Annotated in this window: 21 protein-coding genes, 4 tRNA genes and 1 other RNA gene; 13 read left to right on the forward strand and 13 right to left on the reverse strand. The window is 73.1% G+C overall.

Features of this window, described 5'->3' with window-relative positions:
* Positions 1-62: 62 nt before the first annotated feature.
* Both ACF1GV_RS14875 and ACF1GV_RS14880 read right to left on the reverse strand, forming a co-directional pair.
* A complete protein-coding gene (locus tag ACF1GV_RS14875; protein ID WP_391680446.1) occupies positions 63-674 on the reverse strand; it encodes a LytR C-terminal domain-containing protein in 612 nt (203 codons plus the stop codon).
* Positions 675-831: 157 nt separating this feature from the next.
* Entirely contained in the window at positions 832-1,128 is a 297-nt protein-coding gene (locus ACF1GV_RS14880) for a type II toxin-antitoxin system VapB family antitoxin (protein WP_004943146.1), read from the reverse strand.
* Between the two features lie 107 nt (positions 1,129-1,235).
* Here ACF1GV_RS14880 and ACF1GV_RS14885 point away from each other — a divergent pair, with 107 nt between their 5' ends.
* Positions 1,236-2,867, forward strand: coding sequence for a helicase HerA-like domain-containing protein (locus tag ACF1GV_RS14885; RefSeq protein ID WP_391680344.1), 1,632 nt, complete (start codon positions 1,236-1,238; stop codon positions 2,865-2,867).
* Positions 2,868-2,904: 37 nt separating this feature from the next.
* Here ACF1GV_RS14885 and ACF1GV_RS14890 read toward each other — a convergent pair whose 3' ends face one another.
* Positions 2,905-3,507, reverse strand: coding sequence for an HhH-GPD-type base excision DNA repair protein (locus ACF1GV_RS14890; RefSeq protein ID WP_391680346.1), 603 nt, complete (start codon positions 3,505-3,507; stop codon positions 2,905-2,907).
* Between the two features lie 429 nt (positions 3,508-3,936).
* Here ACF1GV_RS14890 and ACF1GV_RS14895 point away from each other — a divergent pair, with 429 nt between their 5' ends.
* The 6 genes from ACF1GV_RS14895 (at position 3,937) to ACF1GV_RS14920 (ending at position 11,241) form a co-directional block, all read left to right on the forward strand.
* Positions 3,937-5,997 carry a penicillin acylase family protein gene (locus tag ACF1GV_RS14895; protein ID WP_391680348.1) on the forward strand — a complete coding sequence of 687 codons (2,061 nt, stop codon included), beginning with the start codon at positions 3,937-3,939 and terminating at the stop codon, positions 5,995-5,997.
* Entirely contained in the window at positions 5,990-6,601 is a 612-nt protein-coding gene (locus ACF1GV_RS14900) for a GNAT family N-acetyltransferase (RefSeq protein ID WP_391680350.1), read from the forward strand. The genes ACF1GV_RS14895 and ACF1GV_RS14900 overlap by 8 nt, the downstream gene beginning before the upstream one ends.
* A gap of 111 nt (positions 6,602-6,712) precedes the next feature.
* Complete coding sequence (locus ACF1GV_RS14905) at positions 6,713-8,398, forward strand: copper resistance CopC/CopD family protein (RefSeq protein WP_391680447.1); 1,686 nt, start codon at positions 6,713-6,715, stop codon at positions 8,396-8,398.
* 75 nt (positions 8,399-8,473) lie between these two features.
* A complete protein-coding gene (proC, locus tag ACF1GV_RS14910) occupies positions 8,474-9,289 on the forward strand; it encodes a pyrroline-5-carboxylate reductase (RefSeq protein ID WP_391680352.1) in 816 nt (271 codons plus the stop codon).
* A gap of 78 nt (positions 9,290-9,367) precedes the next feature.
* Positions 9,368-10,615, forward strand: coding sequence for a sensor histidine kinase (locus ACF1GV_RS14915; protein ID WP_391680354.1), 1,248 nt, complete (start codon positions 9,368-9,370; stop codon positions 10,613-10,615).
* The gene (locus ACF1GV_RS14920; protein WP_391680355.1) at positions 10,612-11,241 is read left to right on the forward strand and encodes a response regulator; all 630 of its coding nucleotides are present in this window, start codon (positions 10,612-10,614) and stop codon (positions 11,239-11,241) included. The genes ACF1GV_RS14915 and ACF1GV_RS14920 overlap by 4 nt, the downstream gene beginning before the upstream one ends.
* 86 nt (positions 11,242-11,327) lie before the next feature.
* Here ACF1GV_RS14920 and ACF1GV_RS14925 read toward each other — a convergent pair whose 3' ends face one another.
* Both ACF1GV_RS14925 and ACF1GV_RS14930 read right to left on the reverse strand, forming a co-directional pair.
* Positions 11,328-11,786, reverse strand: a complete 459-nt coding sequence (locus ACF1GV_RS14925; protein WP_391680357.1) for a protein-tyrosine phosphatase family protein — start codon at positions 11,784-11,786, stop codon at positions 11,328-11,330.
* Between the two features lie 95 nt (positions 11,787-11,881).
* Positions 11,882-11,969: transfer RNA gene (locus ACF1GV_RS14930), tRNA-Ser, on the reverse strand.
* A 72-nt stretch (positions 11,970-12,041) separates the two neighbouring features.
* On the opposite strand from ACF1GV_RS14930, the gene ffs reads away from it, so the two are divergent.
* The 6 genes from ffs (at position 12,042) to ACF1GV_RS14960 (ending at position 20,991) form a co-directional block, all read left to right on the forward strand.
* Positions 12,042-12,140: signal recognition particle sRNA small type (gene ffs / locus ACF1GV_RS14935), an RNA gene on the forward strand.
* An 80-nt stretch (positions 12,141-12,220) separates the two neighbouring features.
* Positions 12,221-14,731, forward strand: a complete 2,511-nt coding sequence (locus ACF1GV_RS14940; protein WP_391680359.1) for a DNA polymerase III subunit gamma and tau — start codon at positions 12,221-12,223, stop codon at positions 14,729-14,731.
* Between the two features lie 128 nt (positions 14,732-14,859).
* Positions 14,860-16,113, forward strand: a complete 1,254-nt coding sequence (gene purD, locus ACF1GV_RS14945) for a phosphoribosylamine--glycine ligase (protein ID WP_391680361.1) — start codon at positions 14,860-14,862, stop codon at positions 16,111-16,113.
* Between the two features lie 270 nt (positions 16,114-16,383).
* Positions 16,384-18,282, forward strand: coding sequence for a hypothetical protein (locus ACF1GV_RS14950; protein ID WP_391680363.1), 1,899 nt, complete (start codon positions 16,384-16,386; stop codon positions 18,280-18,282).
* Between the two features lie 201 nt (positions 18,283-18,483).
* Positions 18,484-19,986 (forward strand): N,N-dimethylformamidase beta subunit family domain-containing protein, encoded by a 1,503-nt coding sequence (locus ACF1GV_RS14955; protein WP_391680364.1) that lies wholly within the window; start codon positions 18,484-18,486, stop codon positions 19,984-19,986.
* Between the two features lie 105 nt (positions 19,987-20,091).
* Positions 20,092-20,991, forward strand: coding sequence for a phosphoribosylaminoimidazolesuccinocarboxamide synthase (locus tag ACF1GV_RS14960; protein ID WP_391680366.1), 900 nt, complete (start codon positions 20,092-20,094; stop codon positions 20,989-20,991).
* Between the two features lie 110 nt (positions 20,992-21,101).
* Here the strand turns inward: ACF1GV_RS14960 and ACF1GV_RS14965 are convergent.
* From ACF1GV_RS14965 to ACF1GV_RS15000, 8 genes are all read right to left on the reverse strand, one after another.
* Positions 21,102-21,174, reverse strand: a tRNA-Gly gene (locus ACF1GV_RS14965).
* Positions 21,175-21,197: 23 nt separating this feature from the next.
* On the reverse strand, positions 21,198-21,800 hold the full coding sequence (locus ACF1GV_RS14970) for a response regulator (RefSeq protein WP_391680449.1): 603 nt from the start codon (positions 21,798-21,800) through the stop codon (positions 21,198-21,200).
* A gap of 2 nt (positions 21,801-21,802) precedes the next feature.
* Positions 21,803-23,077 carry a sensor histidine kinase gene (locus tag ACF1GV_RS14975; RefSeq protein ID WP_391680367.1) on the reverse strand — a complete coding sequence of 425 codons (1,275 nt, stop codon included), beginning with the start codon at positions 23,075-23,077 and terminating at the stop codon, positions 21,803-21,805.
* Between the two features lie 31 nt (positions 23,078-23,108).
* Entirely contained in the window at positions 23,109-23,888 is a 780-nt protein-coding gene (locus ACF1GV_RS14980; RefSeq protein WP_391680368.1) for an ABC transporter permease, read from the reverse strand.
* Entirely contained in the window at positions 23,885-24,835 is a 951-nt protein-coding gene (locus ACF1GV_RS14985; protein WP_391680369.1) for an ABC transporter ATP-binding protein, read from the reverse strand. Before ACF1GV_RS14985 ends, ACF1GV_RS14980 begins: the two co-directional genes overlap by 4 nt.
* Positions 24,836-24,969: 134 nt before the next feature.
* Positions 24,970-25,042 (reverse strand) — tRNA-Gly (locus ACF1GV_RS14990).
* 80 nt (positions 25,043-25,122) lie between these two features.
* Positions 25,123-25,194, reverse strand: a tRNA-Gly gene (locus tag ACF1GV_RS14995).
* Positions 25,195-25,411: 217 nt separating this feature from the next.
* On the reverse strand, positions 25,412-25,729 hold the full coding sequence (locus ACF1GV_RS15000) for an Lsr2 family protein (RefSeq protein ID WP_361636330.1): 318 nt from the start codon (positions 25,727-25,729) through the stop codon (positions 25,412-25,414).
* Between the last annotated feature and the right edge of the window lie 239 nt (positions 25,730-25,968).

Raw genomic sequence — 25,968 nt, forward strand, 5'->3', positions numbered from 1 at the left:
CCGAGCGACACCGGGTGCTCAGCCGCAGGGAGGCTGCTGAGCGACGCGGTCCGGCGAAGCGTTCAGCAGCCCTTCTTCGTCCCGGTCGCCGCCGGAGCCCTGAGCTTCGCCAGGGCCTGGTCGGCGGCCGGCTTGGCGTCGAGGGACTTGAAGGTGTTGCCGAGGATGAGGTCAATCGCCGGGCCCTTGCGGGCGGCGTCGGTGCGGCGCTCGGCACCGGCCAGCTGCGTGGCCAGCACCGGGAGCGAGCTGTTCAGGGACGACGCCGGGCCCACCAGCACCGCGGTGCCGGGGACCTTCTTGTCGTACTGCTTGCTCGCGTTGCCCACCTCGCCGATGCGGAAGCCGCGCTTCTTCAGCTCGTCGGCGGTCTGCTTGGCGAGCCCGCTGCGGGGCGTCGCGTTGAACACGTTGACGGTGATCACACCCGGTGCCGGCAGCGCGGCGGTGGTCCCGGGCGACGCGCTCGCCTCGGCCGCGCAGGCCGCCTTGGTGCCGGCGGCCGTGGTCTTCTTGCCGCCGCCGGTGAAGACGTCGATGAGCTGCAGCGTGCCCCAGCCGATCAGCCCGAGCGCGGCGACACAGGCGACGCCGAGGAACACGAGCCTGCCGCGCCGCCGCGGGGGGCGCATGCGCGGGTACTTGTCTCCCGTGATCCGGTATTTACCGCCCATGCCGGGGGGAGTCAGCATGCTCATGGGCGCAGCGTAGTGCGCCCGGGCGGTGATTCCTACTAGATGATCATTCGATCCGCCCAGGAGAACCCGAAAGGGCCAAACCGTAACCGGACGGAGTTCCTCCGACGGGTCGGTCACCGCTCCCGGGCGCTCGTCAGTCCAGTTCCAGGACGCGCGCGTGCAGCACCTGGCGCTGCTGGAGCGCGGCGCGGACCGCGCGGTGCAGACCGTCCTCCAGGTACAGGTCGCCCTGCCACTTCACGACGTGCGCGAAGAGGTCGCCGTAGAACGTCGAGTCCTCGGCGAGCAGGGTCTCCAGGTCGAGCTGCTGCTTGGTGGTCACCAGCTGATCGAGGCGGACCGGGCGCGGCGCGACGTCCGCCCACTGCCGGGTGCTTTCCCGGCCGTGGTCGGGGTACGGCCGGCCGTTTCCGATGCGCTTGAAGATCACACGGAAAGCCTACCGGTCCTGGCGTTCCGGGCGCAGCCATGGAGGCGGAGTGCGACGCTGGAAAAGATGTTGCATAACCGAGCGAAACGGAAACGAGGGGTCGGTCGATGAGCAGCCGTGACGAGCCCCGCGCGGCAGGCGCGAACACCCGTTCCGATGACGCCGCTTCCGGTGACACCCTCTCCTCGCTCCCCGCCCATGCCGCCGGGATCGCCGCCGGGTACGCCTTCACCGGCCCCGCGCTCGACCTCGGCGCCCTGCTGTGGGACGGCGCCTGTCTGCCCGACGCGCCGGTGCGTATCCCGCTGCCCGTGCTCAACCGGCACGGTCTGGTCGCCGGCGCCACCGGCACCGGCAAGACCAAGACGCTCCAGCTCATCGCCGAGCAGCTGTCCGCGCAGGGCGTGCCCGTCTTCCTCGCCGACATCAAGGGCGACCTGTCCGGGATCGCCGCGCCCGGACTCGCGGGCGACAAGGTCCGCTCCCGCGCGGCCGAGGTCCGCCAGGAGTGGACGGCGACCGGCTTCCCCGCGGAGTTCTACGCGCTCGGCGGCCAGGGCCACGGCATTCCCGTACGGGCCACGGTCACCAGCTTCGGTCCCGTGCTGCTGGCTAAGGTGCTGCGGCTCAACCAGACCCAGGAGCAGTCCCTCGGCCTGATCTTCCACTACGCCGACACCAAGGGCCTGGAGCTGATCGACCTCAAGGACCTGCGCGCGGTCGTCGCCTTCCTGACCTCCGACGAGGGCAAGGCGGAGCTGAAGAACATCGGCGGGCTGTCCACCGCCACCGCCGGGGTGATCCTGCGGTCCCTGACGGCCTTCGAGGCGCAGGGCATGGCCGACTTCTTCGGTGAGCCGGAGTTCGGCACGAGCGAGCTGCTGCGGACGGTGGACGACGGGCGGGGTGTCGTCTCGGTACTGGAGCTGCCCGCCGTACAGGACAAGCCGCAGCTGTTCTCGACCTTCCTGATGTGGCTGCTCGCCGATCTCTTCCACGATCTGCCGGAGATCGGTGACGCCGACAAGCCGAAGCTGGTGTTCTTCTTCGACGAGGCGCATCTGCTGTTCCACGACGCCTCGAAGGCGTTCCTGGAGTCGATCACGCAGACCGTGCGGCTGATTCGCTCGAAAGGGGTCGGCGTCTTCTTCGTCACGCAGACCCCGAAGGACGTACCCGGCGACGTCCTCGCCCAGCTCGGCAACCGTATTCAGCACGCGCTGCGGGCCTTCACGCCGGAGGATCAGAAGGCGCTGAAGGCGACCGTGCGGACCTTTCCGGACTCCCCTTACGACCTGGAGGAGCTGCTCACCGGGCTGGGTACCGGGGAGGCGGTCGTGACGGTGCTGAGCGAGAAGGGCGCGCCCACGCCGGTCGCGGCGACGCGGCTGCGGGCGCCGGAGTCGCTGATGGCGCCCTACGAGACGGAAGCGCTCGACCGGGCGGTGACGTCGTCGCCGCTGTACGGGCGTTATGCACAGGCTGTGGATCGCGAGTCGGCGTACGAGAAGCTGGCTGATGCGCGGGCGGGGGGTGCGGCAGCCGGGGGGCCGGGGGGTGCGGCATCCGGCCGCCCGGCGCACAAGGATGAGCGGCGGGATGAGTCGCGGGATGAGCCCTCGGTGATCGAGCAGGTCGTGGGCAGCGGCATGTTCAAGTCTCTGGCGCGGTCCGTGGGCACGCAGGTCGGGCGGGAGATCACCCGGTCCCTCTTCGGTACGGCTCGGCGGAGGCGGTAGTCCCACGCTGCCCCGCCGGGGGCCGGTGCCGCTCGGGCTACGTCCTCTGCTTCTTCGCTTGCTTCTCCGCCTTCGCCGCGGCCTTCATCTCCTGTTTGTGGGCGCGGACCTTCGCCAGGGACTCCGGGCCCGTGATGTCGGCGACGGAACGGAAGGACTTCGGTTGGCCGTAGCTGCCGGCGGCCTCCTGCCAGCCGATGGGGCGTACGCCGAGCTGCTTGCCCAGGAGGGCGAGGAAGATCTGTGCCTTCTGCTTGCCGAAGCCGGGGAGTTCCTCGAGGCGGCGCAGCAGCTCGCGGCCGTCGTCGACGCCCTTCCAGACGAGTTCGGCGTTGCCGTCGTAGTGGTCGACGAGGTACTGGCACAGCTGCTGGATGCGCTTGGCCATGGAGCCCGGGTAGCGGTGCACGGCCGGCTTCTCGGAGAGCAGGGCGGCGAAGGCCTCCGGGTCGGTGGCGGCGATGTCGTGGGCGTCGAGGTCGTCGGTGCCGAGGCGGTCGGCGATGGTCCGGGGGCCCTTGAACGCCCACTCCATCGGGATCTGCTGGTCCAGCAGCATCCCGGTCAGCGCGGCGAGCGGTGAGCGGCCGAGGAGTGCGTCGGCGTTGGCGTCTTGGGCGAGGTGGAGGGTGACGTCCATGTCTTTGATGATGTCGCGTGGGGGATGTTTTGGCGCGGGGGGGGGGGCGTGTTCGGGTGTCGTTCGTCCGCGGGTGCGTGGGGGCTGGTCGCGCAGTTCGCCGCGCCCCTTCTTGTACCTGCGGCGGCCCCTTGCTGTCCGGTGGGGGCTGGTGTCTCGCCTGAGGTGCGTTGTGGGTCGGGGCCTGGGGTGGGGGGTGTCCGTCCTCGGTCCGGCCACCCGTTTCCGACGGGGGCGCTTTTGCCCGGTGCGGCCGCTGCGGGCGGACACCCCCCACCCCGTCCCCAAGCCGCCGTCCTGCGTAGCTGCGGGCAGTCCCACAGCGCAGGCATCGGTCAACCCACCGGACGGGTGCCTCCTCGCCGTTCAAGTACGATCCCCGCAACAGGTTAGTTAGGTGAGGCTAACCTAAAATAGAAGGGCTACAGGGTGAGAACCGCACTGCACCGCGACGCCTGGGGCATCCCCCACCTCCGCGCCCCCGGCGTTCTCGCGCTCGCCCGGGCCCAGGGGCTGGTCACCGCTCGTGACCGGTCCTGGCAGCTGGAGATCGAGCGGCATCGGGCGCAGGGCACCTCCGCGGCCTTCCTCGGTCCCGGCGCGCTGGACTGGGACCGGTTCGCCCGGCGGGTGCGGCTCGCCGACACCGCCCGCCGGTGCTTCACCGCCCTGGAAAAGCGCGATCCCGAGAGCGCGGAGTGGGTGCGCGCCTACGTCGACGGCGTGAACGAGGGGCTGTGGGCCGGTGAGGAGTTCCGGCGGGTCGGGCTCTCGACGGGGCGGTGGGAGCCCTGGACCCCGCTGGCCGTCTGGCTGTCCACTCATATTCTGTTCGCCGGTTTTCCCGCCAAGTTGTGGCGCGAGGAGGCGGTCCGGGTCCTGGGGCCTGAGGCCGCCGGTCTGTTCGCCGGTGACGGGCCCGCCACCGCCGGCAGCAACGGCTGGCTGGTGAGTGGGGAGCGCAGCGCGAGCGGGCACGCGATCATCGCCGGTGATCCGCACCGGTTCATCGAGGATCCCGGTGTCTATCAGCAGATCCGGCTGGCGTGCGACGAGTTCGACGTCGTGGGGTTCGCCGTGCCGGGTGTCCCGGGCATCGCCCACTTCGGGCACACCGGCACCGTCGCCTGGGCCATCACCAACGCCATGGCCGACTACCAGGACCTGTACCGGGAGCGGCTGCGCCGTACCGGTGCGGGGGTGGAGGCGCTGGGCCCGGACGGTCGCTGGCACCGGGCCGTCCGGCACACCGAACTCGTCCACGTGGCCGGGGAGGGGCCGGTCGAGGTCGAGGTCGTCGAGACCGCGCGCGGGCCCGTCATCGCCGGCGGGCCGGAGGGGCTGGACGACGGCACTCCGGGGGCGGTGAGCCTGCGCTACCCGCCCCGGGTCACCGGTGATCTCGGCTTCAGCGCCCTGCTGCCGTTGATGCGCGCCCGCCGGGTCGCCGACGTCGACCGGGCCCTGGACGCCTGGGCCGAGCCCGTCAACGTCGTCCACGCCGCCGACACCGAGGGCGGCGTGCTGCACCGGGTCGCCGGGCGCGTGCCGGTGCGGAGCCGGGCCAACCGCGTCCGTCTGGTGCCGGCATGGGAGCCCGGGCACGAGTGGACCGGCTGGCATGCCATGCCCCGGGCGGGGCTGGAGGACGGTGTCGCCGTCATGGCCAACGCACGCGGTGTCGCCGGTGAGTTGGGCACCGAGTTCGCTCCTTCCCATCGCGCCGACCGCATTCGCGAGCTGCTCGGCGGGCGGCGGGAGTGGTCCGCCGCGGACATGGGCGTCGTACACATGGATGCCTTTCTGGGATCCGCGGGCGCGCTTCTTGATCAGGTGGCCGCGCTCGGCGGGCTCGGGGCCGAGGCCGGTGCGCTGCGGGAGCGGCTGCTCGGGTGGGACCGGCGGATGGACGCGGGAAGCCGGGACGCGGCGCTGTACGCCGCGGTGCGGGGTGCTCTGGTGCGGCGGCTGGCCGCGCAGGAGGCGTTCGCCGGGCTCGCCGTCCCGCCCGTCTATCCGGAGGTCTTCCAGCCCTGGCTCGCCCTCACCCCGCGCATCGGCTTCGCCCTGGAACACCTGCTGCGCTCCGGCACCCTGTACGGCATCGACCGCCCTGCCGTGGTGCGCGCCGCCCTGGAGGAGGTCGCCGCCGCGCCCCCGGCCGGCACCTGGGGCGACACCCACCGCCTCGCTCCCTGGCGGGCGCTGCCGACGGCGCCGTACGAGGAACCGGCGTTGTCCGGGGACCACGACTGCGTGCTGTGCACCTCCGCCGTGCCCGGTGTCACCGACCGGGCCGCGCGCGGGCCCGCCGCCCGTTACGTCTGGGACCTCGCCCGGCGCGACGACAGCCTCTGGGTGGTGCCCTTCGGCGCCGACGGCACGCCCGGCTCCGCGCACCACCGCGACCAACTCCCCCTGTGGCTCAGGGGAGACCTCGTTCCCGTCGTCACCGACTGGGACCAGCTGACGAAGGAGACCGATGTCTGACCTCCGGTACCGCGAGGCCGTGCACGAGCAGCGGATCGACGGCTTCGGCACCGTGCGCATCCTGCCCGTCGACCCGTCCGCCGACGCCGGGGTGATCCACCGCTGGGTCAGCGAGGAGCGGGCCGTGTTCTGGGGGATGACCGGTGTGTCCGTCGCCGAAGTGGCCGAGATCTACGGCCATATGGGAACGCTGGAGAGTCATCACGCCTTTCTCGTCGTGAAGGACGCTCACGCCGCCGCGCTGCTGCAGACCTATGAGCCCGAAGCCGACCGGGTCGGTGAGTGCTACCCCGTGCGCGCCGGGGACATCGGCGTTCACCTGCTGATCGCGCCCGCCGGTGAGGAGGGCGCCCGGCCCGGCTGGACCGCGCGGCTGGCCTCGGCGATCATCTCGTACGCGCTGCTCGGGCTGGACCGGCGCCGGATCGTCGTCGACCCGGACGTGCGGAACGTGAAGGCGATCGCCCGGTTCGAGCGGCTGGGGTTCGAGCAGGGACCGGCCGTCGTCCTGCCCGAGGTGAATCTGCCGGACGTGTACCTGCCCGAGAAACACGCCCAACTGGCCTTCCTGCGCCGGGAGGCCGCCTTTCCGGGGAGTGCGTGAGCGATTTCCGCGCCGGGTGCGTACCTCTGCGCGAGGGGTGCCGGCAGGAGGGGAGCGGGCGGCGTGGTCGGTGGCGGACGGTGGTGCGGGCGGGCCGCGCTGCTCGGGCTGATGCTGACGCTGTTCCTGTTCGGCGGTGCCGGGGCCGCCCTGGCGCATGCCACCCTGCGGGGCACCGAACCCGGTGACGGCTCCGTCCTGAAGACGGCCCCGGACCGGCTCACACTCACCTTCACCGAGTCCGTGGCCCTGCTCGACGGCTCCTTCCGCGTCTTCGATCCCGGCAACCACCGGCTGCGCACCGGCGAGGCCCGGCATGTCCCCGGGCACTCCGACACCGTCCGCGTCGACCTGCCGGGCGGGCTGGGCCGGGGCACGTACACCGTCGCCTGGCGGGTGGTGTCCGCCGACAGCCACCCCGTTTCCGGCGCCTTCACGTTCTCCGTCGGCGCCCCCACGCCCGCAGCGGCCCCCCTCGACACCGGCGCGGCCGAGGCCCCGGCCACCGCCCGTCTGTACGACCTCGCCCGCTACGTCGCCTGCCTGGGCGCCGCCCTGCTCATCGGCGGAGGCGTCTTCCGCGCGGTGTCGCCGGCGGCGGCGCGCGCTCCGGCGACGGCGGGCGCGTGGACGCTGGCCGGTGCCACCGTCGTCCTGCTGCTCCTGCGCGCTCCCTACGAGGCGGGGACCGGTTTGTCGACGGTCTTCGATCCGTCCGGGACGGCCCGCACCCTGACCACGCGGCCGGGGCTGGCGCTGGCGGCACGGCTGGTGCTGCTGGCGGTGGCCGCGGTGCTGCTGCGCAGGCGGGAGTGGGGGCGTACGGCGCGCGGGGCGGGCGGCGCTGTCGCCGTAGGCCTGGCGCTGACCTGGGCGGTCGCCGAGCACGCCGGTGCCGGGATCCAGGTGCCCGTCGCGGTCGTCAGCGCCGTACTGCATCTGCTGGCGATGTCGGTGTGGCTGGGGGGACTGGCGACACTGCTGAGCACGCGCGAGCTGCCGGTTCCGGCCGTCGACCGGTTCTCGCGGCTCGCCCTCGGGTGCGTGGCCGTGCTGGTGGGCACCGGTGTCTACCAGTCCTGGCGTGGTCTCGGTTCCCTCGGTGCGCTCACCGGTACGGCGTACGGCCGGTTGCTGCTGGTCAAGCTGGTCACGGTGACCCTGTTGCTGGCGTGCGCGGCGTGCGCGCGGCACTTCGCCGGGCGGCTGCGGGCCGGGGCCGTGGCGCCCGCCAGGGTGCCGGCCATGGTGGGCGGGGCGCCGAGCGAGGAGCCCGTGCCGGAGGTGTCCGCGGAGCCCGTGGCCGGTCGGCGGCGGCTGCGCCGGGCCGTTGTCGCCGAAGCGGGTCTGGGCGTACTGATTCTGCTGGTCTCGACGGTGCTCGCCGGTACGGTCCCGGGGCGGGCCGCCGCCGAGGCCGCCGAGCGGCAGCCGCTGACCGCGCCCGGGCTGCCCGGTGCCTCCGTCACCGACGTGCCCTTCGACGTCGGCACTCCGGGCGGCCGGGGCAAGGTGCAGGTCACGCTGGAGCCGGGCCGGGTCGGCGACAACTCCGTGCAGGCGGTCGTCTACGGCCCCGACGGCGGCCTGGCCGCCGTCCCCGAACTGCGGGTGTCCTTCTCCCTGCCCGCGCAGCGGATCGGCCCCCTCGACGCCAAGGTCACCGACCGGGGCGGCTACTGGGCGGCCGACCGCGTCACCCTGCCGCTGGCCGGCACCTGGACGATGAAGGTGACGGTGCGGGTGTCGGAGACCGACCAGGTCAGCGAGGTACGGCCGGTCGAGATCGCGCGGTAGCGGCCGCGCCCGGTGTTCCACCCGGTCGGAGCACGCGCGGGCGCGCCGCGGCCGGGCGCCGGGGACGCTGGGGGCATGCCCCTGCACCAGCGCATCGTCGTCGTCGGAGCCGGACACATGGGGTCCGTGCTCGTCCAAGGGCTCCGGGCGACCATGCCTCAGGTACCGCTGACCGTGGTCGAGGCGGCCGAGGAGCGGGCGGCGGCGCTGCGGGCGGAGGGGGTCCAGACGGCGCCGCAGTACCGGCCCGAGCCCTCTGACCTGGTCCTTCTCGCCCTGCCGCCACAGGCCCTGGACTCCTTCGCCGACACGACCGCTCCCGGCACGTTCCGCGAGGTGACCGTCGTGTCGGTGATGGCCGGGGTGCCGATCGCCGTGCTGTCCCGGCGCCTGGGCGCCCCGCGTGTCGTACGGGCCATGCCGAACATGGCCTCGCAGGTGTTCCAGGGCATGACCGTGCTGTGCGCCGGCCCCGGGGTGGCGCCCGCCGAGGCGGCGCGGGCCGAGGGCGTGCTCGGCTCGATCGGCCGGGTGCTGGCCGTGTCCGACGAGGCCCTGCTGGACGACGCGACGGCACTGGCCGGCGGCGGGCCGGCGTTCGTGGCGTACGTCGCGAAGGCGTTCCGCGACTTCGCCGAGGCCGCCGGATTCACCGACGAGCAGGCTCTCGACGTCACCTGCCAGGTGCTGCGCGGCACCGCGGACCTGCTGGAACGCACCGGGCAGGACCCCGAGCAGGTCTACCGCAGCGTCATGACGCCGGGCGGTACGACGGAGCAGGGCATCCTCGCCCTGGAGGAGCACGACCTGCACGGCATCCTCGTCACCGCGCTGCGGCGGGCGGCGCGGCGGGCACGGGAACTGGGGGACGACAGTCAGCCGATCGGATGACCCCGAAGGCGCCGAAGCAGGGCGACAATGAAGGTGTTTGCCCAGTTCAACGGCGTACCCGGGAGGTGAGAGCGGGTCATGGACACGACGGCGGCGGCCGCGCCCGGGCAGGAGAGCGACGCCGACACCCGCCCGGCCGCCTTCGGACGGGAGGGCGACGCCGACACCCGCACCCTCGCCGTGATCATGCACACGGCGTTCTTCGTGCTGCTCGGCGCCTCGCTGGCCCGCTTCCTGCTGCGCCACCCCGGCGAGCCCCGCACCCCCTGGGTGCTGGCCCTCTCCCTCTTCCTTGCGGTGCTCTACGTCCTCGGTCCCGCCCTCGGCACCCGCCTCACCGCACGCCGGCTGACCTGGCTGACGGCGGTGGTCGCGGCCTGGGCGGTGCTGGTGACGCTCGCCCCGAGCTTCGCCTGGTGCGCGGTCCCCCTCTTCTACACCGGGCTGCGCACCCTGCCACCGCGCGCCGCGATCACCCTCGTCACCGGGCTCACCGCGCTCGCCGTCGCCGCCCAGCTGCGACTGGCGGGCTGGGCCGACCCGAACGTGCTGCTCGCGCCGCCGGCCGTGGCCGCGATCGCCACGGCCGTGTTCGTCGTCATGGAGCGCCAGGCGCGCCGCCAGCGCGCGCTGATCGACGACCTGATCCGCACCCGCCGCGAACTGACCGCCACCGAACGCCGGGAGGGCACTCTCGCCGAACGCGAGCGGCTCGCCCGGGAGATCCACGACACCCTCGCCCAGGGCCTGTCCAGCCAGCGCATGCTGCTCCAGGCCGCCGACCTGCTGTGGGACACGGACCCCGTCACCGCCCGCACCCACGTCCGCACCGCCGCATCCGTCGCCGAACGCGACCTCGCCGAGGCCCGCCGCTTCGTGCACGACCTGGCCCCGGCCGACCTCGCGGAGGGCGGCGGACTGGTCAAGGCCCTGCGGGCGGTCGCCGAACGCGCGAGCACGGGGGAGCTGACGGTCCGCATGCACACCGAGGGCACCCCGGCGCACCCGTTGCCCGCCCTGGTCGAGTCGGCGCTGCTGCGCATTGCCCAGGGCGCGCTCGCCAACGTCCGCGAGCACTCGGGCGCGACGACGGCCACGCTCACTCTGACCTGCCTGGACGACCAGATCGTCCTGGACGTCGCCGACGACGGCCGCGGCTTCGGCACCTCCGTGAGCGGCGGCCGGCCGGCCGGCTCCGTCCGCGGCCACGGTCTGCCCGCGATCCGCGCCCGGCTGCGCCAGCTGGGCGGGACCCTCACCATCGAGTCGGCGCCGGGCGAGGGCACGGTGCTGTCGGCCGCGATCCCCCTGGAGCCGCCCGTATGAACACCGCCGTCCGTGTCCTGGTCTGCGACGACCACGCCGTGGTCCGGGCGGGACTGCTGGCCCTGCTGGGCAGCGCCCCCGGCATCGAGGTGACCGGCGAGGCCGGCAGCGGCGAGGAGGCGATCGCCCTGGCCCGCAAACTGCGCCCGGACGTCGTCCTGATGGACCTCCAGCTCGGCGCGGGCATCGACGGCGTGGAGACCACCCGCCGCCTGACCGCGGAGCCGGCCGCCCCGCACGTGCTGGTCCTCACCACCTACGACACGGACGCCGACATCACCCGCGCGATCGAGGCCGGCGCCACCGGCTACCTGCTCAAGGCCGAACGTCCCGAGGAGTTGTTCGCCGCGATCCACTCCGCCGCGCAGGGCCGCACCACCCTGTCCGCCCCCGTCGCCGGCCGCGTCATGGCCCACCTGCGCAACCCGGCCCCCACGCTCACCCCCCGCGAGCGGGACATCCTCACCCACCTCTCCCGGGGCCTGGGCAACCGCGACATCGCCCGCGCACTCCACATCAGCGAGGCCACGGTCAAGACGCACCTGCGCCGTATCTACGACAAGCTCGGCGTTGTCACCCGCTCGGGCGCGGTGGCGGTGGCGAAGGAACGTAGGCTGGTGACCTGAGGGGACCCGCCGCGCGGCCCGGGCGCCGGTGCCTACGGCAGCGGCTCGGGCGCCGTTGTCTACGACAACGGCTCGGGCGCCGGTGCCTACGGCCGCGGTGAGCCGGCCGGACCGGCGGCGAAGACCAAGCGCACGAAACGCCGCTGCCAGGGCACCTCCACCGCACGGGGGTGGTAGTTCTGCCGCACCCACGTGACCGCCTCCCGGGGATTCATCCCCTCGAAGACGCACATCGCGGAAAGCGCCGTCCCGGTCCGCCCGACGCCGCCGCCGCAGCAGACCTCCACGCGTTCGCCGGCGGCGCGGTCGTAAGCGATGCGGAGTGTGCGAATCGCCTCCGCGGGATCGGCGGGAAGCCAGAAATCCCGCCAGGAGATCCACCGCGACTCCCACGGCGGCTCCGGCGGCCGCCGGCCCGTCAAGTGCACGGCGAACGTGGGGGTCTGCCCCTCCGGGAGCTCGTACCTGAGCCCGCGCCCGCGGATGCTGCGGCCCGAGGGGAGTGTCAGCACCTGCGGCGTACCCGGGGTCCATGGCTCGGTCATGACGCATCCCGTCCGATCGCTCTCGTGAGACGGACAACGTCGAAGGGCCCCACCGCGAACGGTGGGGCCCTTCGACATCGTGCCCGGTGAGGCACTGGCGGAGGATACGAGATTCGAACTCGTGAGGGGTTGCCCCCAACACGCTTTCCAAGCGTGCGCCCTAGGCCTCTAGGCGAATCCTCCGCCGCAAACATTACATGACCGATGAGAGTGCTCGCGAACTCGTTCCCCCTGGCCCGGATCGGGTACGCTGTGCGCAGCCCCTCACGCGGCGCTATCTGACTGAACTCCCCCAGGGCCGGAAGGCAGCAAGGGTAGGTCGGCTCTGGCGGGTGCGTGGGGGGCGCTTGCGTTCCCCGGGGCCGGCGGTGCGGGACGCCTTCCGCTTCTGCGGGCGGAGCCCGATGTCACCGGGCGCCTATAACCTCGTAAGCGTGTCGTCTCTCGCGCTGTACCGCCGCTATCGCCCGGAGACCTTTGCGGAGGTCATCGGGCAGGAGCATGTGACCGACCCGCTGCAGCAGGCGCTGCGGAACAACCGGGTCAATCACGCGTACCTGTTCAGCGGTCCACGCGGCTGCGGCAAGACCACCAGCGCCCGGATCCTGGCCCGCTGTCTCAACTGTGAGCAAGGTCCCACCCCGACGCCGTGCGGGGAGTGCCAGTCCTGCCAGGACCTCGCGCGCAACGGCCCCGGATCCATCGACGTCATCGAGATTGACGCCGCGTCCCACGGTGGCGTGGACGACGCCCGTGACCTGCGGGAGAAGGCGTTCTTCGGCCCCGCCCGCAGCCGGTACAAGATCTACATCATCGACGAGGCCCACATGGTCACGTCGGCCGGCTTCAACGCGCTGCTGAAGGTCGTCGAGGAGCCCCCGGAGCATCTGAAGTTCATCTTCGCGACCACCGAGCCCGAGAAGGTCATCGGCACCATCCGGTCGCGGACCCACCACTACCCCTTCCGCCTGGTCCCCCCGGGCACGCTGCGCGAGTACCTCGGCGAGGTGTGCCAGAAGGAGGACATCCCCGTCGAGGACGGTGTCCTGCCGCTCGTGGTGCGGGCCGGCGGCGGCTCCGTGCGTGACTCCATGTCCGTCATGGACCAGCTCCTCGCCGGCGCCGGGGCGGACGGTGTGACGTATGCCATGGCCACCTCCCTGCTCGGCTACACCGACGGCTCGCTGCTCGACTCCGTCGTCGAGTCCTTCGCCTCCGGGGACGGCTCCGCCGCCTTCGAGGTCGTGGACCGGGTCATCGAGGGCGGCAACGACCCGCGCCGTTTCGTCGCCGACCTGCTGGAGCGGTTGCGTGACCTGGTCATCCTCGCCGCCGTGCCGGACGCCGCCGAGAAGGGGCTCATCGACGCCCCGGCCGACGTCATCGAGCGGATGCAGGCCCAGGCGCGGTCCTTCGGCGCCGCCGAACTCAGCCGCGCCGCCGACCTGGTCAACGAGGGTCTGACCGAGATGCGCGGCGCCACCTCGCCGCGCCTCCAGCTCGAGCTGATTTGCGCCCGTGTGCTGCTTCCGGCCGCCTACGGCGACGAGCGCTCCGTCATGGCCCGCCTCGACCGCATCGAGCGCGGCGTCAACTTCTCCACGGGCGCCGGTATGCCGGCCATGGGATACGTGCCCGGACCCGAGGCCCACGGGGGCGGTTTCGCCGGGGGCCCGGCAGGCGCCGGTGCGCCCGTCCCGGCCGTCCCGCCCGGCGGCGGTCCGGCGGCGGCCCGCGCGGCGGTGCGCGGGGCGGGGGGCGGTTCCGGCGGCGGCGGTACGGGGCCGGGTGCGGTCCCTGGTCAGGGTCCCGGTGCGGGCGTCCCGGCTCCCGCTCCTGCCCCGGCTCCTGCTCCGGCCCAGGCCGCCGGTGCGTCCGGGCAGCAGGGTGGCGCGCAGCCCGATGCCGGTGGCGTCCCCGCCGGTGGCCCCGCTGCGCACGGTCCGGTCCCGGCACCTGCCCCTACCGGTGCCGCTGCCCAGGTTCCTCCCGTCGCTCACGCGGCCCCTGCGGCGGTTCCCGCTCCCGACGCGGCCGTGTCTCCCGCCGCCTCCGCCCCTGCCCCGGCCTCCGCTCCGGGCGCCTGGCCCACCGCCGCCTCGGCCGGTGGCGGGCGCCGTCCCGGCGGCTGGCCCACGGCCGCCCCGGCGGGCGGCGGCACCCGACCCGCCGCGACTGCCCCGGGCTCCGGTGGTTCAGGTCCCGGCGGTTCAGGCCCGGGTGGTTCAGGTCCCGAGGGCGGCGGTCCCGGTCACGCCGCCCCCGCCCCGGCCGCTCCCGCCGCCCAGGCCGCACCCACCGCCGCGTCCCCGGCGCCCGCCGCCGGTGGGCTCGACCCGCGGGTGCTGTGGCCGAACATCCTGGAGGCCGTGAAGAACCGCCGCCGCTTCACCTGGATCCTGCTCAGCCAGAACGCCCAGGTCACCGGCTTCGACGGCACCACGCTCCAGCTCGGCTTCGTCAACGCCGGCGCCCGGGACAACTTCGCCGGCAGCGGCAGCGAGGACGTGCTGCGGCAGGCGCTGGTCGAGCAGTTCAACGTCCACTGGAAGATCGAGGCCGTCGTCGACCCCTCCGGCGGCTCGGCCCCGCCGCAGTCCGGCGGCCCGTCCGGCTTCGGCGGCGGCTCCTCCGGTCAGGGCGGTGGCGGCTACGGCGGTGGCGGTTACGGCGGTGGCGGCGGCGCCACGGCCGTACAGCGCCCGGCGACCGCGCAGTCCGCCGCCCCGGCGTCCGGACCGGGACCGGCCCCGCACGCGTCCGCGTCGGTGCCGGCCCCCGCGCCGGTCCGGCAGCCCTCGGCGCCGGAACCGCCCCCGGTGTCCCTCGAGGACGACATCCCCGAGGACGACGACCCGGACCTGAACGAGTCGGCGCTGTCCGGCTACGAACTGATCGTCAAGGAGCTGGGAGCGACGGTCGTGGAAGAGTTCACCAACGAGTGACCGGCCGGGTGGCGGCCCCGAGCGCCCAGCTCAGAGCCCTGAGTTCGGAGAAAACCACGAAGCCCCACGCCGTGGCCTCTCGGAAGCCCGCACAAGGTCAGCGCGCCGTCTGCCGTTAGGCTGACCCCGTGAAGGTCCTCGTCATCGGCAGCGGCGCCCGCGAACACGCCCTGTGCCGCTCCCTGTCCCTCGACCCCGCCGTGACCGCGCTGCACTGCGCTCCCGGCAACGCCGGCATCGCCGAGGTCGCCGAGCTGCACCCGGTGGACGCCCTGGACGGCGCCGCCGTCAGCGCGCTGGCCGGTGAGCTGGGCGCCGACCTGGTGGTCGTCGGCCCGGAGGCCCCGCTCGTCGCGGGCGTCGCCGACGCCGTGCGCGCGGCCGGCATCCCGGTCTTCGGCCCCTCCAAGGAGGCCGCGCAGCTCGAGGGCTCCAAGGCCTTCGCCAAGGACGTGATGGCGGGGGCCGACGTCCCCACCGCGCGGTCGTACGTCTGCACGACCCCGGAGGAGGTCGCCGAGGCGCTCGACGCCTTCGGCGCCCCCTACGTCGTCAAGGACGACGGGCTCGCCGCCGGCAAGGGCGTCGTCGTCACCGACGACCTCCAGACCGCCGTCCAGCACGCCGCGGCCTGCGACCGCGTCGTCATCGAGGAGTACCTGGACGGCCCCGAGGTCTCCCTCTTCGCCATCACCGACGGCCGGACCGTCGTCCCGCTCCAGCCCGCCCAGGACTTCAAGCGCGCGCTGGACGGCGACGAGGGGCCGAACACCGGCGGCATGGGCGCGTACTCCCCGCTGCCGTGGGCCGACCCCAAGCTCGTGGACGAGGTCATGCAGACGGTCCTGCAGCCCACCGTCGACGAGATGCGCCGCCGCGGCACCCCGTTCTCGGGGCTGCTGTACGCGGGTCTGGCCATCACCGGCCGCGGGGTGCGGGTCATCGAGTTCAACGCCCGGTTCGGCGACCCCGAGACCCAGGTGGTCCTGGCCCGGCTGCGGACGCCGCTCGCCGGGATCCTGATGGCCGCAGCCACCGGCACGCTCGCCGACCTGGCGCCGCTGCGCTGGAGCGACGACGCCGCGGTGACCGTGGTCGTCGCCTCGCACAACTACCCCGGCACCCCGCGCACCGGTGACCCGATCACCGGCCTCGACGAGGTGGCCGCGCAGGACGCCCCGCATGCCTACGTCCTGCACGCCGGCACCAAGCGGGACGGCGAGAGCGTGGTCAGTGCCGGCGGCCGGGTGCTGTCGGTCACGGCCACCGGCAAGGACCTGACGGAGGCCCGCGAGCGGGCGTACGCCGCCGTCGGACGGATCGGTCTCGACGGCTCCCAGCACCGCACGGACATCGCGGCGAAGGCGGCGGCGGGGGCGTAACCCCCTCTCACCAGGCATGTTCAGGCCCCGGACTCCCTCGTGGAATCCGGGGCCTGATCTTTGCTGTCCGTCACCCAGCTCTGACCAAAGCCATTCCATCGAGTGACCGATGGGCTTATCTGCTGACGTGGGGCGGGCCCCCAACTAGGGTGCGGCGCAATGGTTCCGGCACTTGGCCCACCGGCATTGCGATGTCAGTGGCGGGTGCCACAGTGGGGGAGTGAGCAAGTCCAGCAAGCCACGGCGAGAGGCAGGGGGTGAGGTCCGGTCATGACCGGTACGGGTGTGGAGGCGGGAGCACGGGCGGCCAGGGCCCGGGCCCTGGCCGTGCTGCGGATCCGCAGCCGGGCGACCGCGGTGGCCCTGCTGCCCGCGGCCGTGGCGGTGATCCTCCTGGCCGGCGGTGCCACCGGGCATCTGCTGGGGCCCGGCTGGGACGTCGCCCGCTGGGTGGTCTCGGTGCCGGCGCTGCTCGTACTGCTCGCCGCCGCCGGTATCGCGCTGGTGGTCACCCGCGCCCACCCCGCCGTCAGCCCGACGGTCCCGATCGCCGAGGACTCCGCGCCGGACCTGTACCGGCTGGTGCGCGACCTGGCCGACCGCCTGGACGTCCCGGCCCCGACGGCCATAGCGCTCACCCCGGACTGCGACAGCTGGCTCGAGGAGCGCACCCATCCGCCCCACGGCCCGCCCGCACCCGCCGAGGGCCCGGCGGACCGCGACGACCTCACCGGGGCGGACAAGCCCCACCGGCGCGCTCCCGCCACCGTGCTCGTCATCGGGTCGCCGTTCCTGTGGTGGATGCGGGTCGGAGAGCTGCGCGCCCTGCTCGCCCCGGTCGTCGCCGGTACGGGACCCGCGGCACACCCGGACATAGCCGCAGCCCGGCGCTTCGTGCGCGGACTGGACGCGGCGGTGGCCGTCGCCGCCACGCAGGGCCGCTGCCGGTTCCTGAAGGCGGCGTGCGCGCTCGTCGGCTGGGTGTCCCGCCTGCTGCTGCGCAGCTGCCGCGGGCACGCGGCGGAGATGGAGCGCGGGGTCGCCGCGGCGGCCGCCGAGCGGGCCCAGGCCGTGGACTACGGCCTCAGGATCGTCGCCCAGGAGCAGGTCGGCCTCGCCTACGCGGGCTGGGACCGTCTGCTCACCCGGGTGGCGCTGCCCGCCTGGCGGATGGGCCGCTGGCCCGCGCGGCTGGACGTCGGTGTGGTGGCCGCGCTCACCGAGCTGTCCCGGCGCGACCGGCTCGCGGAAGGTTTCACCTCCCGGCTCGGCGAGCGTCCCGCCTGCGATCTGCTGGAGGAGCCCGGCCTGGTGGACGAGGCCGCCTCGCTGCTGGCCGCCCGTCTCTTCCACGGCGGCCCCGCCGCGTCCGGCCCGGACTGGTCGCCGGTGGACTGGCAGGCGTATCCGGAGGAGGTCGTCGACCGCAAGTGGCGCACCGATGCCGCCCGCCTGCACCGTGTCCTCGACACCCTGGGCGTGCGCCGCCCCGCCGACGCCTCCACCCCGTACCCGGCGGGCCCCACACTCGCCCGCGTCCTCGACCACCTGTCCGCTGCGCGGCCCTCCGACGGCGCCCGGCGGCCCTCCGGCGGCGGTCAGCGGCCCTCCGACGGCACCGCACCGCTGCCTTCCGCCCCGTCGAAGCCACCGGCCCCGGACCACGGCGCCCCGCTGCCGCCGTACACCGACCCGGCGGACCTCACCGCCCCGCCCGACCCGGCCGGTCTCCCCGACCCGGCCGAACGGATCGCCCCCGACGGTGACGACCTGGCGCACCCCCACAGCGCTGCGCTCGCCGCGAGCCTGAGTGCGGAGCTGGCCGACGAGGAGACGGCCGCCCCCGGCACTCCCGCCGCCGAGCACGCACCGGCCGCCCTGTGGGCCGACGCGGCGCTCCCCCTCTTCCCGCTCCAGCCGCCGCGCACCCCGCGGGAGATCCTCACCGATCACGTCACGGCCACGGTGTGCTGCGCGGCCATCGACACCGCAGGCGCCGTCCCGGGCCTGGACTGGCTCGACGGTCCCGCCCTTCTGATCAACGGCGAACGCGCCACCGACCTTGCGCCGAGGGTGCTGAGCCTCATAGAGGACGGCGACCCGTCCCCGCTGCGCGAGTGGCTCACCGCCACCGGCATACGCCCCGAGAAGCCCCTTCGGCTCGTCTGACCGCCGGGCGGGTGCCGAGTCACCGGCTTCGGCCGGAGTACCGGATTCCACTTTCGGCCAATTCGCAACGAATAGTGACAGGATGCGTGCGGAATGTGATGTGCTGGGACCGGTCGCGCACATGGCAAGCGCGTGCGACATAAGACAGGCGGACGAACACGACGTCAGGCGCGTACGGGGGCGTGAGGGAGGGGAGCGACCATGGGGTCGGAGCAGATCCGCCGCTGGGAGTCGGGAGCACTGGCGCACGCCGTGACGGACCCCTTCGGCCAGGGCCCCGTTCCCTGGCTGCGCGGCAGCGAGACGTACTTCGACGACACCGGACACGTCGTCCCCTGGTACGTCGACCCGGTCCCCCCGCAGAGCGCCCGTCAGAGGACCGCCCGCGTCCCCGCCCCCCGCACCGAGCGGCACGACCTGCGCTCCGCCGACGACGTGCACCGCCAGATCAAGGGCTTCGTCTCCACCGGCGCCGTCGCCCCGGGCGAGGCGGTCGACTTCCATGTGACGGTCGACCCGCCCCAGGAGTTCTTCGTCGACGTCTACCGCATCGGCCACTACGGCGGTGACGGCGCCGCCAAGATCACCACCAGCCCCCGGCTGTCCGGCATCGTCCAGCCGCCCCCGCTCGCCGCGGACCGCACGGTCTCCTGCCACCACTGGTGGCTGTCCTGGCGGCTGCAGATCCCCTCGTTCTGGAGCGTCGGCGCGTATGTGGCGGTCCTCACCACCGGCGACGGCCGCTACCGCTCGCACATCCCTTTCACCGTGCGCGGCGACCGGTCCGCCGACCTGCTGCTGCTCCTGCCGGACGTGACATGGCAGGCATACAACCTCTACCCGGAGGACGGCCGCACCGGCGCCAGCCTGTACCACGCGTGGGACGAGGAGGGCCGGCTGCTCGGCGAGGCGGACGCGGCCACGACCGTCTCCTTCGACCGCCCCTACGCCGGCGCGGGCCTGCCGCTGCACGTCGGGCACGCCTACGACTTCATCCGCTGGGCCGAGCGCTACGGCTACGACCTCGCCTACGCCGACGCCCGCGACCTGCACGCCGGCCGCATCGACCCGGCGCGCTACCGCGGCCTGGTCTTCGCCGGGCACGACGAGTACTGGTCCGCCCCGATGCGCCGGGCCGTCGAGCAGGCCCGTGACCACGGCACGTCACTGGTGTTCCTGTCCGCCAACACCATGTACTGGCAGGTCGAGCTCGGCCCGTCCCCGTCCGGCGTCCCCGACCGCCTGCTGACCTGCCGCAAGCGCAAGGGCCCGGGCAAGCCCGTGCTGTGGCGGGAGATCGACCGCCCCGAGCAGCAGCTGATCGGCATCCAGTACGCCGGCCGGGTCCCGGAGCCCCACCCGCTGATCGTCCGCAACGCCGACCACTGGCTGTGGGAGGCGACCGGGGCGCACGAGGGCGAGGCGCTGGACGGACTGGTCGCCGGCGAGGCCGACCGCTACTTCCCGCGCACCGCGCTGCCCGCGCACGAGGAGCGCATCCTGCTGGCCCACTCCCCGTACGCCGACAGCGAGGGCGTCCTGCGCCACCAGGAGACGTCCCTCTACCGGGCCCCCTCCGGCGCCTGGGTGTTCGCCGCCGGCACCTTCGCCTGGTCCCCGGCCCTGGACCGCCCCGGCCATGTGGACCCGCGCATCCAGCGCGCCACGGCCAACCTCCTCGACCGCATCTGCAAACGGGACTGAACGGCCCGCGGGGGTTTGCCGGGGCCGCTCCCGCCGACCCGGCGTCCAGGGCACGTCCCCCATACGGGACAATCAAGCCATTGGACAGACCCACGGGGAGGAACCGTGTCCGGATTCGTAGAAAAGCCCGAGCCCCTTCAGGTGCCGGGCCTGGTGCATCTGCACACCGGAAAGGTGCGCGAGCTGTACCAGAACGAGGCGGGCGACCTCGTGATGGTCGCCAGCGACCGCATGTCCGCCTACGACTGGGTGCTGCCCACGGAGATCCCCGACAAGGGCCGCATCCTCACCCAGCTCTCCCTGTGGTGGTTCGACCAGCTCGTCGACCTGGTCCCCAACCATGTGCTGAGCACCGAGCTGCCCGAGGGCGCCCCCGACGACTGGCGCGGCCGCACCCTGGTGTGCAAGTCGCTGAAGATGGTCCCGGTGGAGTGCGTGGCCCGGGGTTACCTCACCGGCTCGGGCCTCGTCGAGTACAACGCCTCGCGCACGGTGTGCGGGCTCGCCCTGCCCGAGGGCCTGGTCGACGGCTCGGAGCTGCCCGGCCCGATCTTCACGCCGGCCACCAAGGCCGAGGTCGGCGAGCACGACGAGAACGTCTCCTACGAGGAGGTCGCCCGCCAGGTCGGCGCCGAGACCGCCGCCCAGCTGCGCCAGGCCACCCTCGCCGTGTACGCCCGGGCCCGGGACATCGCCCGTGAACGCGGGATCATCCTCGCCGACACCAAGTTCGAGTTCGGCTTCGAGGGCGAGCAGCTGGTCATCGCCGACGAGGTGCTCACCCCGGACTCCTCCCGCTTCTGGCCGGCCGACCAGTGGCAGCCCGGCCGCACCCAGCCGTCGTACGACAAGCAGTTCGTGCGCAACTGGCTCACCTCGGCCGAGTCCGGCTGGGACCGCACGAGCGAGCAGCCTCCGCCGGAGCTGCCCGAGCAGGTGGTCGAGGCCACCCGCGCCAAGTACGTCGAGGCGTACGAGCGTCTGACCGGCGTGCGCTGGAGCTGACGCGCCCCGCCCCCGGTGAGAGCCGGGGGCACCTCCCTGGGGCGGCCGCAGCGGCGCACGCCGCGGAAACGCAAGAAGCCCCCGGCCGGAACCGGGGGCTTCTTCCACAGAGCGGACGACGAGGCTCGAACTCGCGACCTCAACCTTGGCAAGGTTGCGCTCTACCAACTGAGCTACGTCCGCATTGCGCCGTGGCGCGAGAGCAACTATACCCAACCTCGCTCGCGTGCGAGACGCACTGCCGCATGCCGGTTCTCCGCACCGAGCTTCGTCACGGCGGAGGAGAGGTAGTTCCGTACCGTTCCGGGCGACAGCGCGGCCCGCTCGGCGATCTCCGTGACGGGTGCCCCGTCGGCGGCGAGTTCGAGCACCTCGGCCTCCCGCGCGGTCAGCGGCGAGTCCCCGGAGGAGATCGCGTCGGCCGCCAATTCCGGGTCCACATAGCGGTTTCCGGCGTGCACGGTGCGGATGATCTCGGCGAGCCGCTGCGCGCTCACCGTCTTCGGCACGAAGCCGCGCACCCCGGCCGCCAGGGCCCGCTTGAGATGCCCGGGCCGGCCGTGACTGGTGACGATCAGTACCCGGCAGCCCGGCAGTTCGGTACGCAGGGATGTGGCGACCTTCACACCGTCGGCCCCCGGCATCTGCAGATCCAGCACCGCCACATCGGGCTCGTGGGCCCGCGCCATCGCCAGCGCCTCCGGCCCGCTCGCCGCCTCCGCGACCACCACCAGGTCGTCCTCCAGCGCGAGCAGCGCGGCCAGCGCACCCCGGATGAGGTGCTCGTCGTCCGCGAGCAGCACCCGCACGCTCACGCCACGCCCCCCTCGACCGGGGCCGGCGCCGAGGACCGGGGCGGCGGCGCGGACGCCAGCGGCACCTCGGCCACCACCCGGAACAGGCCTTCCTCGGCCGGTCCCGCCGCCAGCGTCCCGTCGACCTGCGCGAGCCGTTCCCGCAGCCCGGCGAGCCCCGAACCGCCCGCACCGCCGCGCACGGCGCCCGCGCCGTCGTTCTCCACCGTCAGCACCACACGCCCCTCCGCCACCTCCACGGCCACCGAGCACCGGGCGGCGTCCCCGTGCCGCAGCACGTTCGTCGTCGCCTCGCGCACCACCCAGGCGAGCGCCGACTGCACGCCGGCCGGCAGCCCGCGGACCTCGCCGGACACCTGGCACGCGATCCCGGCGGCCGTCAGCACACCCTGCGCCCCGGCCAGTTCCACCCCCAGATCGGCCTCCCGGTAACCCCGCACAACCTCCCGCACCTCCCGCTGCGACTCCTGCGCGATCCGCTGGACCTCGATCATCTGCTCCACGGCCTCCGGCCGGCCCCGCCGCGCCAGCTGCACCGCCAACTCGCTCTTCAGCGCGATCACCGCGAGGTTGCGCCCCATCACGTCGTGCAGATCCCGCCCGAACCGCAGCCGTTCCTCGGCGACGGCGAGCCGTGCCTCGATGTCCCGGGACCGCTCGGCCTCCCACAGCACGGACAGGGTCCAGGCACCGCAGCGGCAGGCGGCCAGGGAGAACAGGAGACTGAAGGCGACCAGACATCCGTCCATCAGGATGTCGGCACCGGTGCCTCCGGTGAGGGCGAACGCGATCAGGCAGACCGCGCCGAGTGCGGCGCCGTGCAGCAGAAACGTCCGCGGTGGCACCCAGAGGGCGTACACGACCCCGAACGCCGTCAGGACGGCGCCCAGCAGCAGCCGGCCGGCGAACGACGGGACGGAGCCGGTGCCGCGAAGGATCCCGATGAGCACCACGCCCAGCGCCAGCAGCACGGCCGGGCCGGCCAGCCGTCGCCCGGGCAGGGCACGACGCCCCAGGTAGTGGTCGAGAGCGGGGCGGGTGAGCAGGTTGCCCCACAGGCACTGCGCCACGCCGACCAGGCTCAGCAGCCCGCCCAAACCCAACGACACGGTGTCGTGGCGCAGGTCTCCGGTCAGGGGCAGCAGCATCCAGGTCCCGGTGAACGCCCAGATGCTGATGTACCAGCTCACCAGGGACTGCAGCTCGACTCGTTCCGCCTTGCTCCGCTCCCGCCAGTGGCGCCGCTGCCACCCCCGTATCCGGCCCAGCACCGCTTCCTCCCCTGTTCCTCGCCCGGCGTGGTCAGCGCCGCGGCTCCCACCGGAACCACCGGCGTACAGCAAACACCGCGACAACGATCCAGACCAGTGCGGTCGCGACGGCGCCCAGCGTCTCGTGAGCCGAGAGTGTGCCGGTCCAGCCGCCGCGGATCAGGGTCATCACCGGGCTCAGCGGCAGCAGTTCGCATACCGAGGCCACCCGGTCCGGGAACAGCTCCAGCGGCACCATCATCCCGGAGCCGGCCATCGACGCGAGGATCAGCGGCAGCGAGGTGACCTGTGCACTCTCCACCGACCGCGAGAAGCTCGCGGTGAGCGCGGCCAGCGCGGCGCACAGCACCAGCCCCGCCAGCAGCCCCAGGACAGCCAGAAGCGGCGCCTTGGGAGCGTCCACGTGGAGTACGGCCGTGCAGGCCACCACCAGCACCAGCGACTGCACCAGCCCCGTCAGCACGGCCGGCAGCGAGGCCCCGGCGAGGATCTCCGCGTCCCGCAGCTCACCGGTGCGCAGCCGCTTGAGCACCAGTTCCTCGCGCCGGGAGGCGAAGACGCCGACCAGCCCGGCGTAGACGGCGAACAGCAACGAGAAGCCGATCGCGGCGGGCAGCACCGCGAGTCCGACGTTCAGGCCGGCGCCGGCGAGGTCCATGTCCTTGACCGTCGACCGGACGGTGACCGGCATCACCAGCGGCACGAACACGGCCGTGACGATCACGCCCTTGCTCCGGCCGAGGAGTGTCAGCTCGGCCCGCGCCAGTGCCGCCATCCGGCCCGCGGCGGAAGTCGTCGTCGTGCTGCTCATGCCGCGTACTCCTCGGTCCTCGATCCGGCTGCCTCCCGTGCGATCCCCAGGAACGCCTCTTCCAGCGACGCCGACCGCACATCCAGCCGGCGCAGTTCCATCCCCACCCGCTGGGCCCACACCAGCAGTTCGGTGGCCGTGCGCTGCAGTTCGCGCGTGCGCAGCCGGACGATCCGGCCGTCCACCTCGTGCCCGCACACCCCGAGATCGGGCAGCGCCGGCAGATCGCCGAGGACGTGTCCCTCGGGCAGTTCGAAGGTGATCCGCGACGGCTCGGCCGCGGTCACCTCGGCCGGGGTGCCGGCGGCCGCGATGCGCCCCTCGTGCAGGATCGCCAGCCGGTCGGCCAGATCTTCGGCCTCCTCCAGGTAATGCGTGGTCAGCAGAACCGTCGTACCGGTGTCGCGCAGCGCCCGGACCAGGTCCCAGGTCTCCCGCCGGCCCTCGGCGTCCAGACCGGTCGTCGGCTCGTCGAGGAACAGCACCTCGGGACTGCCGAGAAGCGCGAGCGCCAGATCGAGCCGGCGCCGCTCGCCACCGGAGAGCTGCTTCACCCGCACCCCGGCCCGGCCGGTCAGCCCGACCAGGGTCAGCGCCTCGTCCACGGCCCGGGCCCCGCTCACACATCCCGCCCACATCCGTGCCGTCTCGGCGACGGTCAGCTCGGAGGGGAAGCCGCCCTCCTGAAGCATCACGCCGGTGCGCGGCCGTACGGCGGCGCGCTCGCTGTACGGATCGTGGCCGAGGATGCGCACCCGGCCGCCGGAGGGCCGGGCGAGCCCCTCCAGCAGTTCGACGGTGGACGTCTTACCGGCGCCGTTGGTGCCGAGCAGCGCGAAGACCTCCCCGCGTTTCACGTGAAACGTGATGCCGCGCACCGCCTCGAAGCCGCCCCCGTACACACGCCGGAGGTCGGTGACCTCAATCACGTGTTCGTTCGTGTCCATGACTTCAGCGTCCCGGCACACCGAAGCGCCCGGCAGTGCGCGCTGTCATCACTGCTCATGACAAATGTCAGATCGGAAAGGGCGGGAAACACGAAGAAGACCCCGGTCCCAAGAGGACCGGGGTCTCATTCCCGAGCGGACGACGAGGCTCGAACTCGCGACCTCAACCTTGGCAAGGTTGCGCTCTACCAACTGAGCTACGTCCGCATTGCGGCCGACCGGCTCCCACCGATCGGTGCGTGCACCAGCCTACCCGATCCACATGTGTGGTCGTGACGGCGGTACAGAGCGGGTGACAGGAATCGCACACTGCGTCTTCCCCCTGGAAGAGGGATGTTCTACTACTGAACTACACCCGCACAACCGGTATGAGCTGGGCCTTTCGGCTTTCGCCCCGCGGCGTGCTCAGACTTTAGCCGACCGGGAGGGGTGCAGCGCAAGTCGGCTTCCCGCGAGGGCGGCTGACCGGGCGTCGGACCCGGTGCGGTGCGGTGCGGCACGCGCCTCGCCGGGCCCGCGCCACCGGCTCGGCGCCGGGCGGGGTGAAAGCCCCACCGCCCGGTGCCGGGTGGTCTCTCAGCGGGCCGCGGCGAACGCCTCGTAGACCTTCTTGGGGATCCGGCCGCGGGCCGGGACGTCCATCTTGTTGGCCTGGGCCCAGGCCCGCACGGCCGCCGGGTCGGGGGCGACCTCGGTCTGCTGGTACGCCTTGCCGGACCGCGAGCGCTTGCGGCCGGCCTCCACGTAGGGCGCGAGCGCCTTGCGCAGTTTCTTGGCGTTGGTTTCGTTCAGGTCGATCTCGTACGACTTGCCGTCGAGTCCGAAGGCGACCGTTTCCGCCGCTTCCGAGCCGTCCATGTCGTCAAAGAGCGTGACCACGACCTTCTGCGCCACGAATATCGGTCCCTTCTGCGGCACCTTGTTACAGCTCATCTGCGATGACGTGCCGAGTATCGGTTATCGGCATTTCATTTGTACAGGGCGTGCCATTGGAAAGTGAAGCCCGACTAAATCGCCCCGCGTGTCCCGGTGCAATAGGTATCGCGAGTCCATCGGGGATCTTTCCCAGAACTTTTCGCGAGCGTACCCGCCCGATGCCGGATCGTGATGACGGTCACGTAGTTTCCTACAAC

The organism is Streptomyces sp. NPDC014006, from assembly GCF_043088925.1.
In the GTDB taxonomy this organism is placed as follows: domain Bacteria; phylum Actinomycetota; class Actinomycetes; order Streptomycetales; family Streptomycetaceae; genus Streptomyces.

Excerpts from the sequence above, each read along its gene's own strand:
- ACF1GV_RS14980 (WP_391680368.1), bottom strand. The coding sequence starts at position 23,888 with ATGAGCAGCACGACGACGACTTCCGCCGCGGGCCGGATGGCGGCACTG.
- ACF1GV_RS14875 (WP_391680446.1), bottom strand. The coding sequence starts at position 674 with ATGGGCGGTAAATACCGGATCACGGGAGACAAGTACCCGCGCATGCGC.
- ACF1GV_RS14985 (WP_391680369.1), bottom strand. The coding sequence starts at position 24,835 with ATGGACACGAACGAACACGTGATTGAGGTCACCGACCTCCGGCGTGTG.
- proC (WP_391680352.1), top strand. The coding sequence starts at position 8,474 with ATGCCCCTGCACCAGCGCATCGTCGTCGTCGGAGCCGGACACATGGGG.
- ACF1GV_RS14920 (WP_391680355.1), top strand. The coding sequence starts at position 10,612 with ATGAACACCGCCGTCCGTGTCCTGGTCTGCGACGACCACGCCGTGGTC.
- ACF1GV_RS14915 (WP_391680354.1), top strand. The coding sequence starts at position 9,368 with ATGGACACGACGGCGGCGGCCGCGCCCGGGCAGGAGAGCGACGCCGAC.
- ACF1GV_RS14955 (WP_391680364.1), top strand. The coding sequence starts at position 18,484 with ATGGGGTCGGAGCAGATCCGCCGCTGGGAGTCGGGAGCACTGGCGCAC.
- ACF1GV_RS14890 (WP_391680346.1), bottom strand. The coding sequence starts at position 3,507 with ATGGACGTCACCCTCCACCTCGCCCAAGACGCCAACGCCGACGCACTC.
- ACF1GV_RS14900 (WP_391680350.1), top strand. The coding sequence starts at position 5,990 with ATGTCTGACCTCCGGTACCGCGAGGCCGTGCACGAGCAGCGGATCGAC.
- ACF1GV_RS14885 (WP_391680344.1), top strand. The coding sequence starts at position 1,236 with ATGAGCAGCCGTGACGAGCCCCGCGCGGCAGGCGCGAACACCCGTTCC.
- ACF1GV_RS14905 (WP_391680447.1), top strand. The coding sequence starts at position 6,713 with ATGCTGACGCTGTTCCTGTTCGGCGGTGCCGGGGCCGCCCTGGCGCAT.
- ACF1GV_RS14925 (WP_391680357.1), bottom strand. The coding sequence starts at position 11,786 with ATGACCGAGCCATGGACCCCGGGTACGCCGCAGGTGCTGACACTCCCC.
- ACF1GV_RS14950 (WP_391680363.1), top strand. The coding sequence starts at position 16,384 with ATGACCGGTACGGGTGTGGAGGCGGGAGCACGGGCGGCCAGGGCCCGG.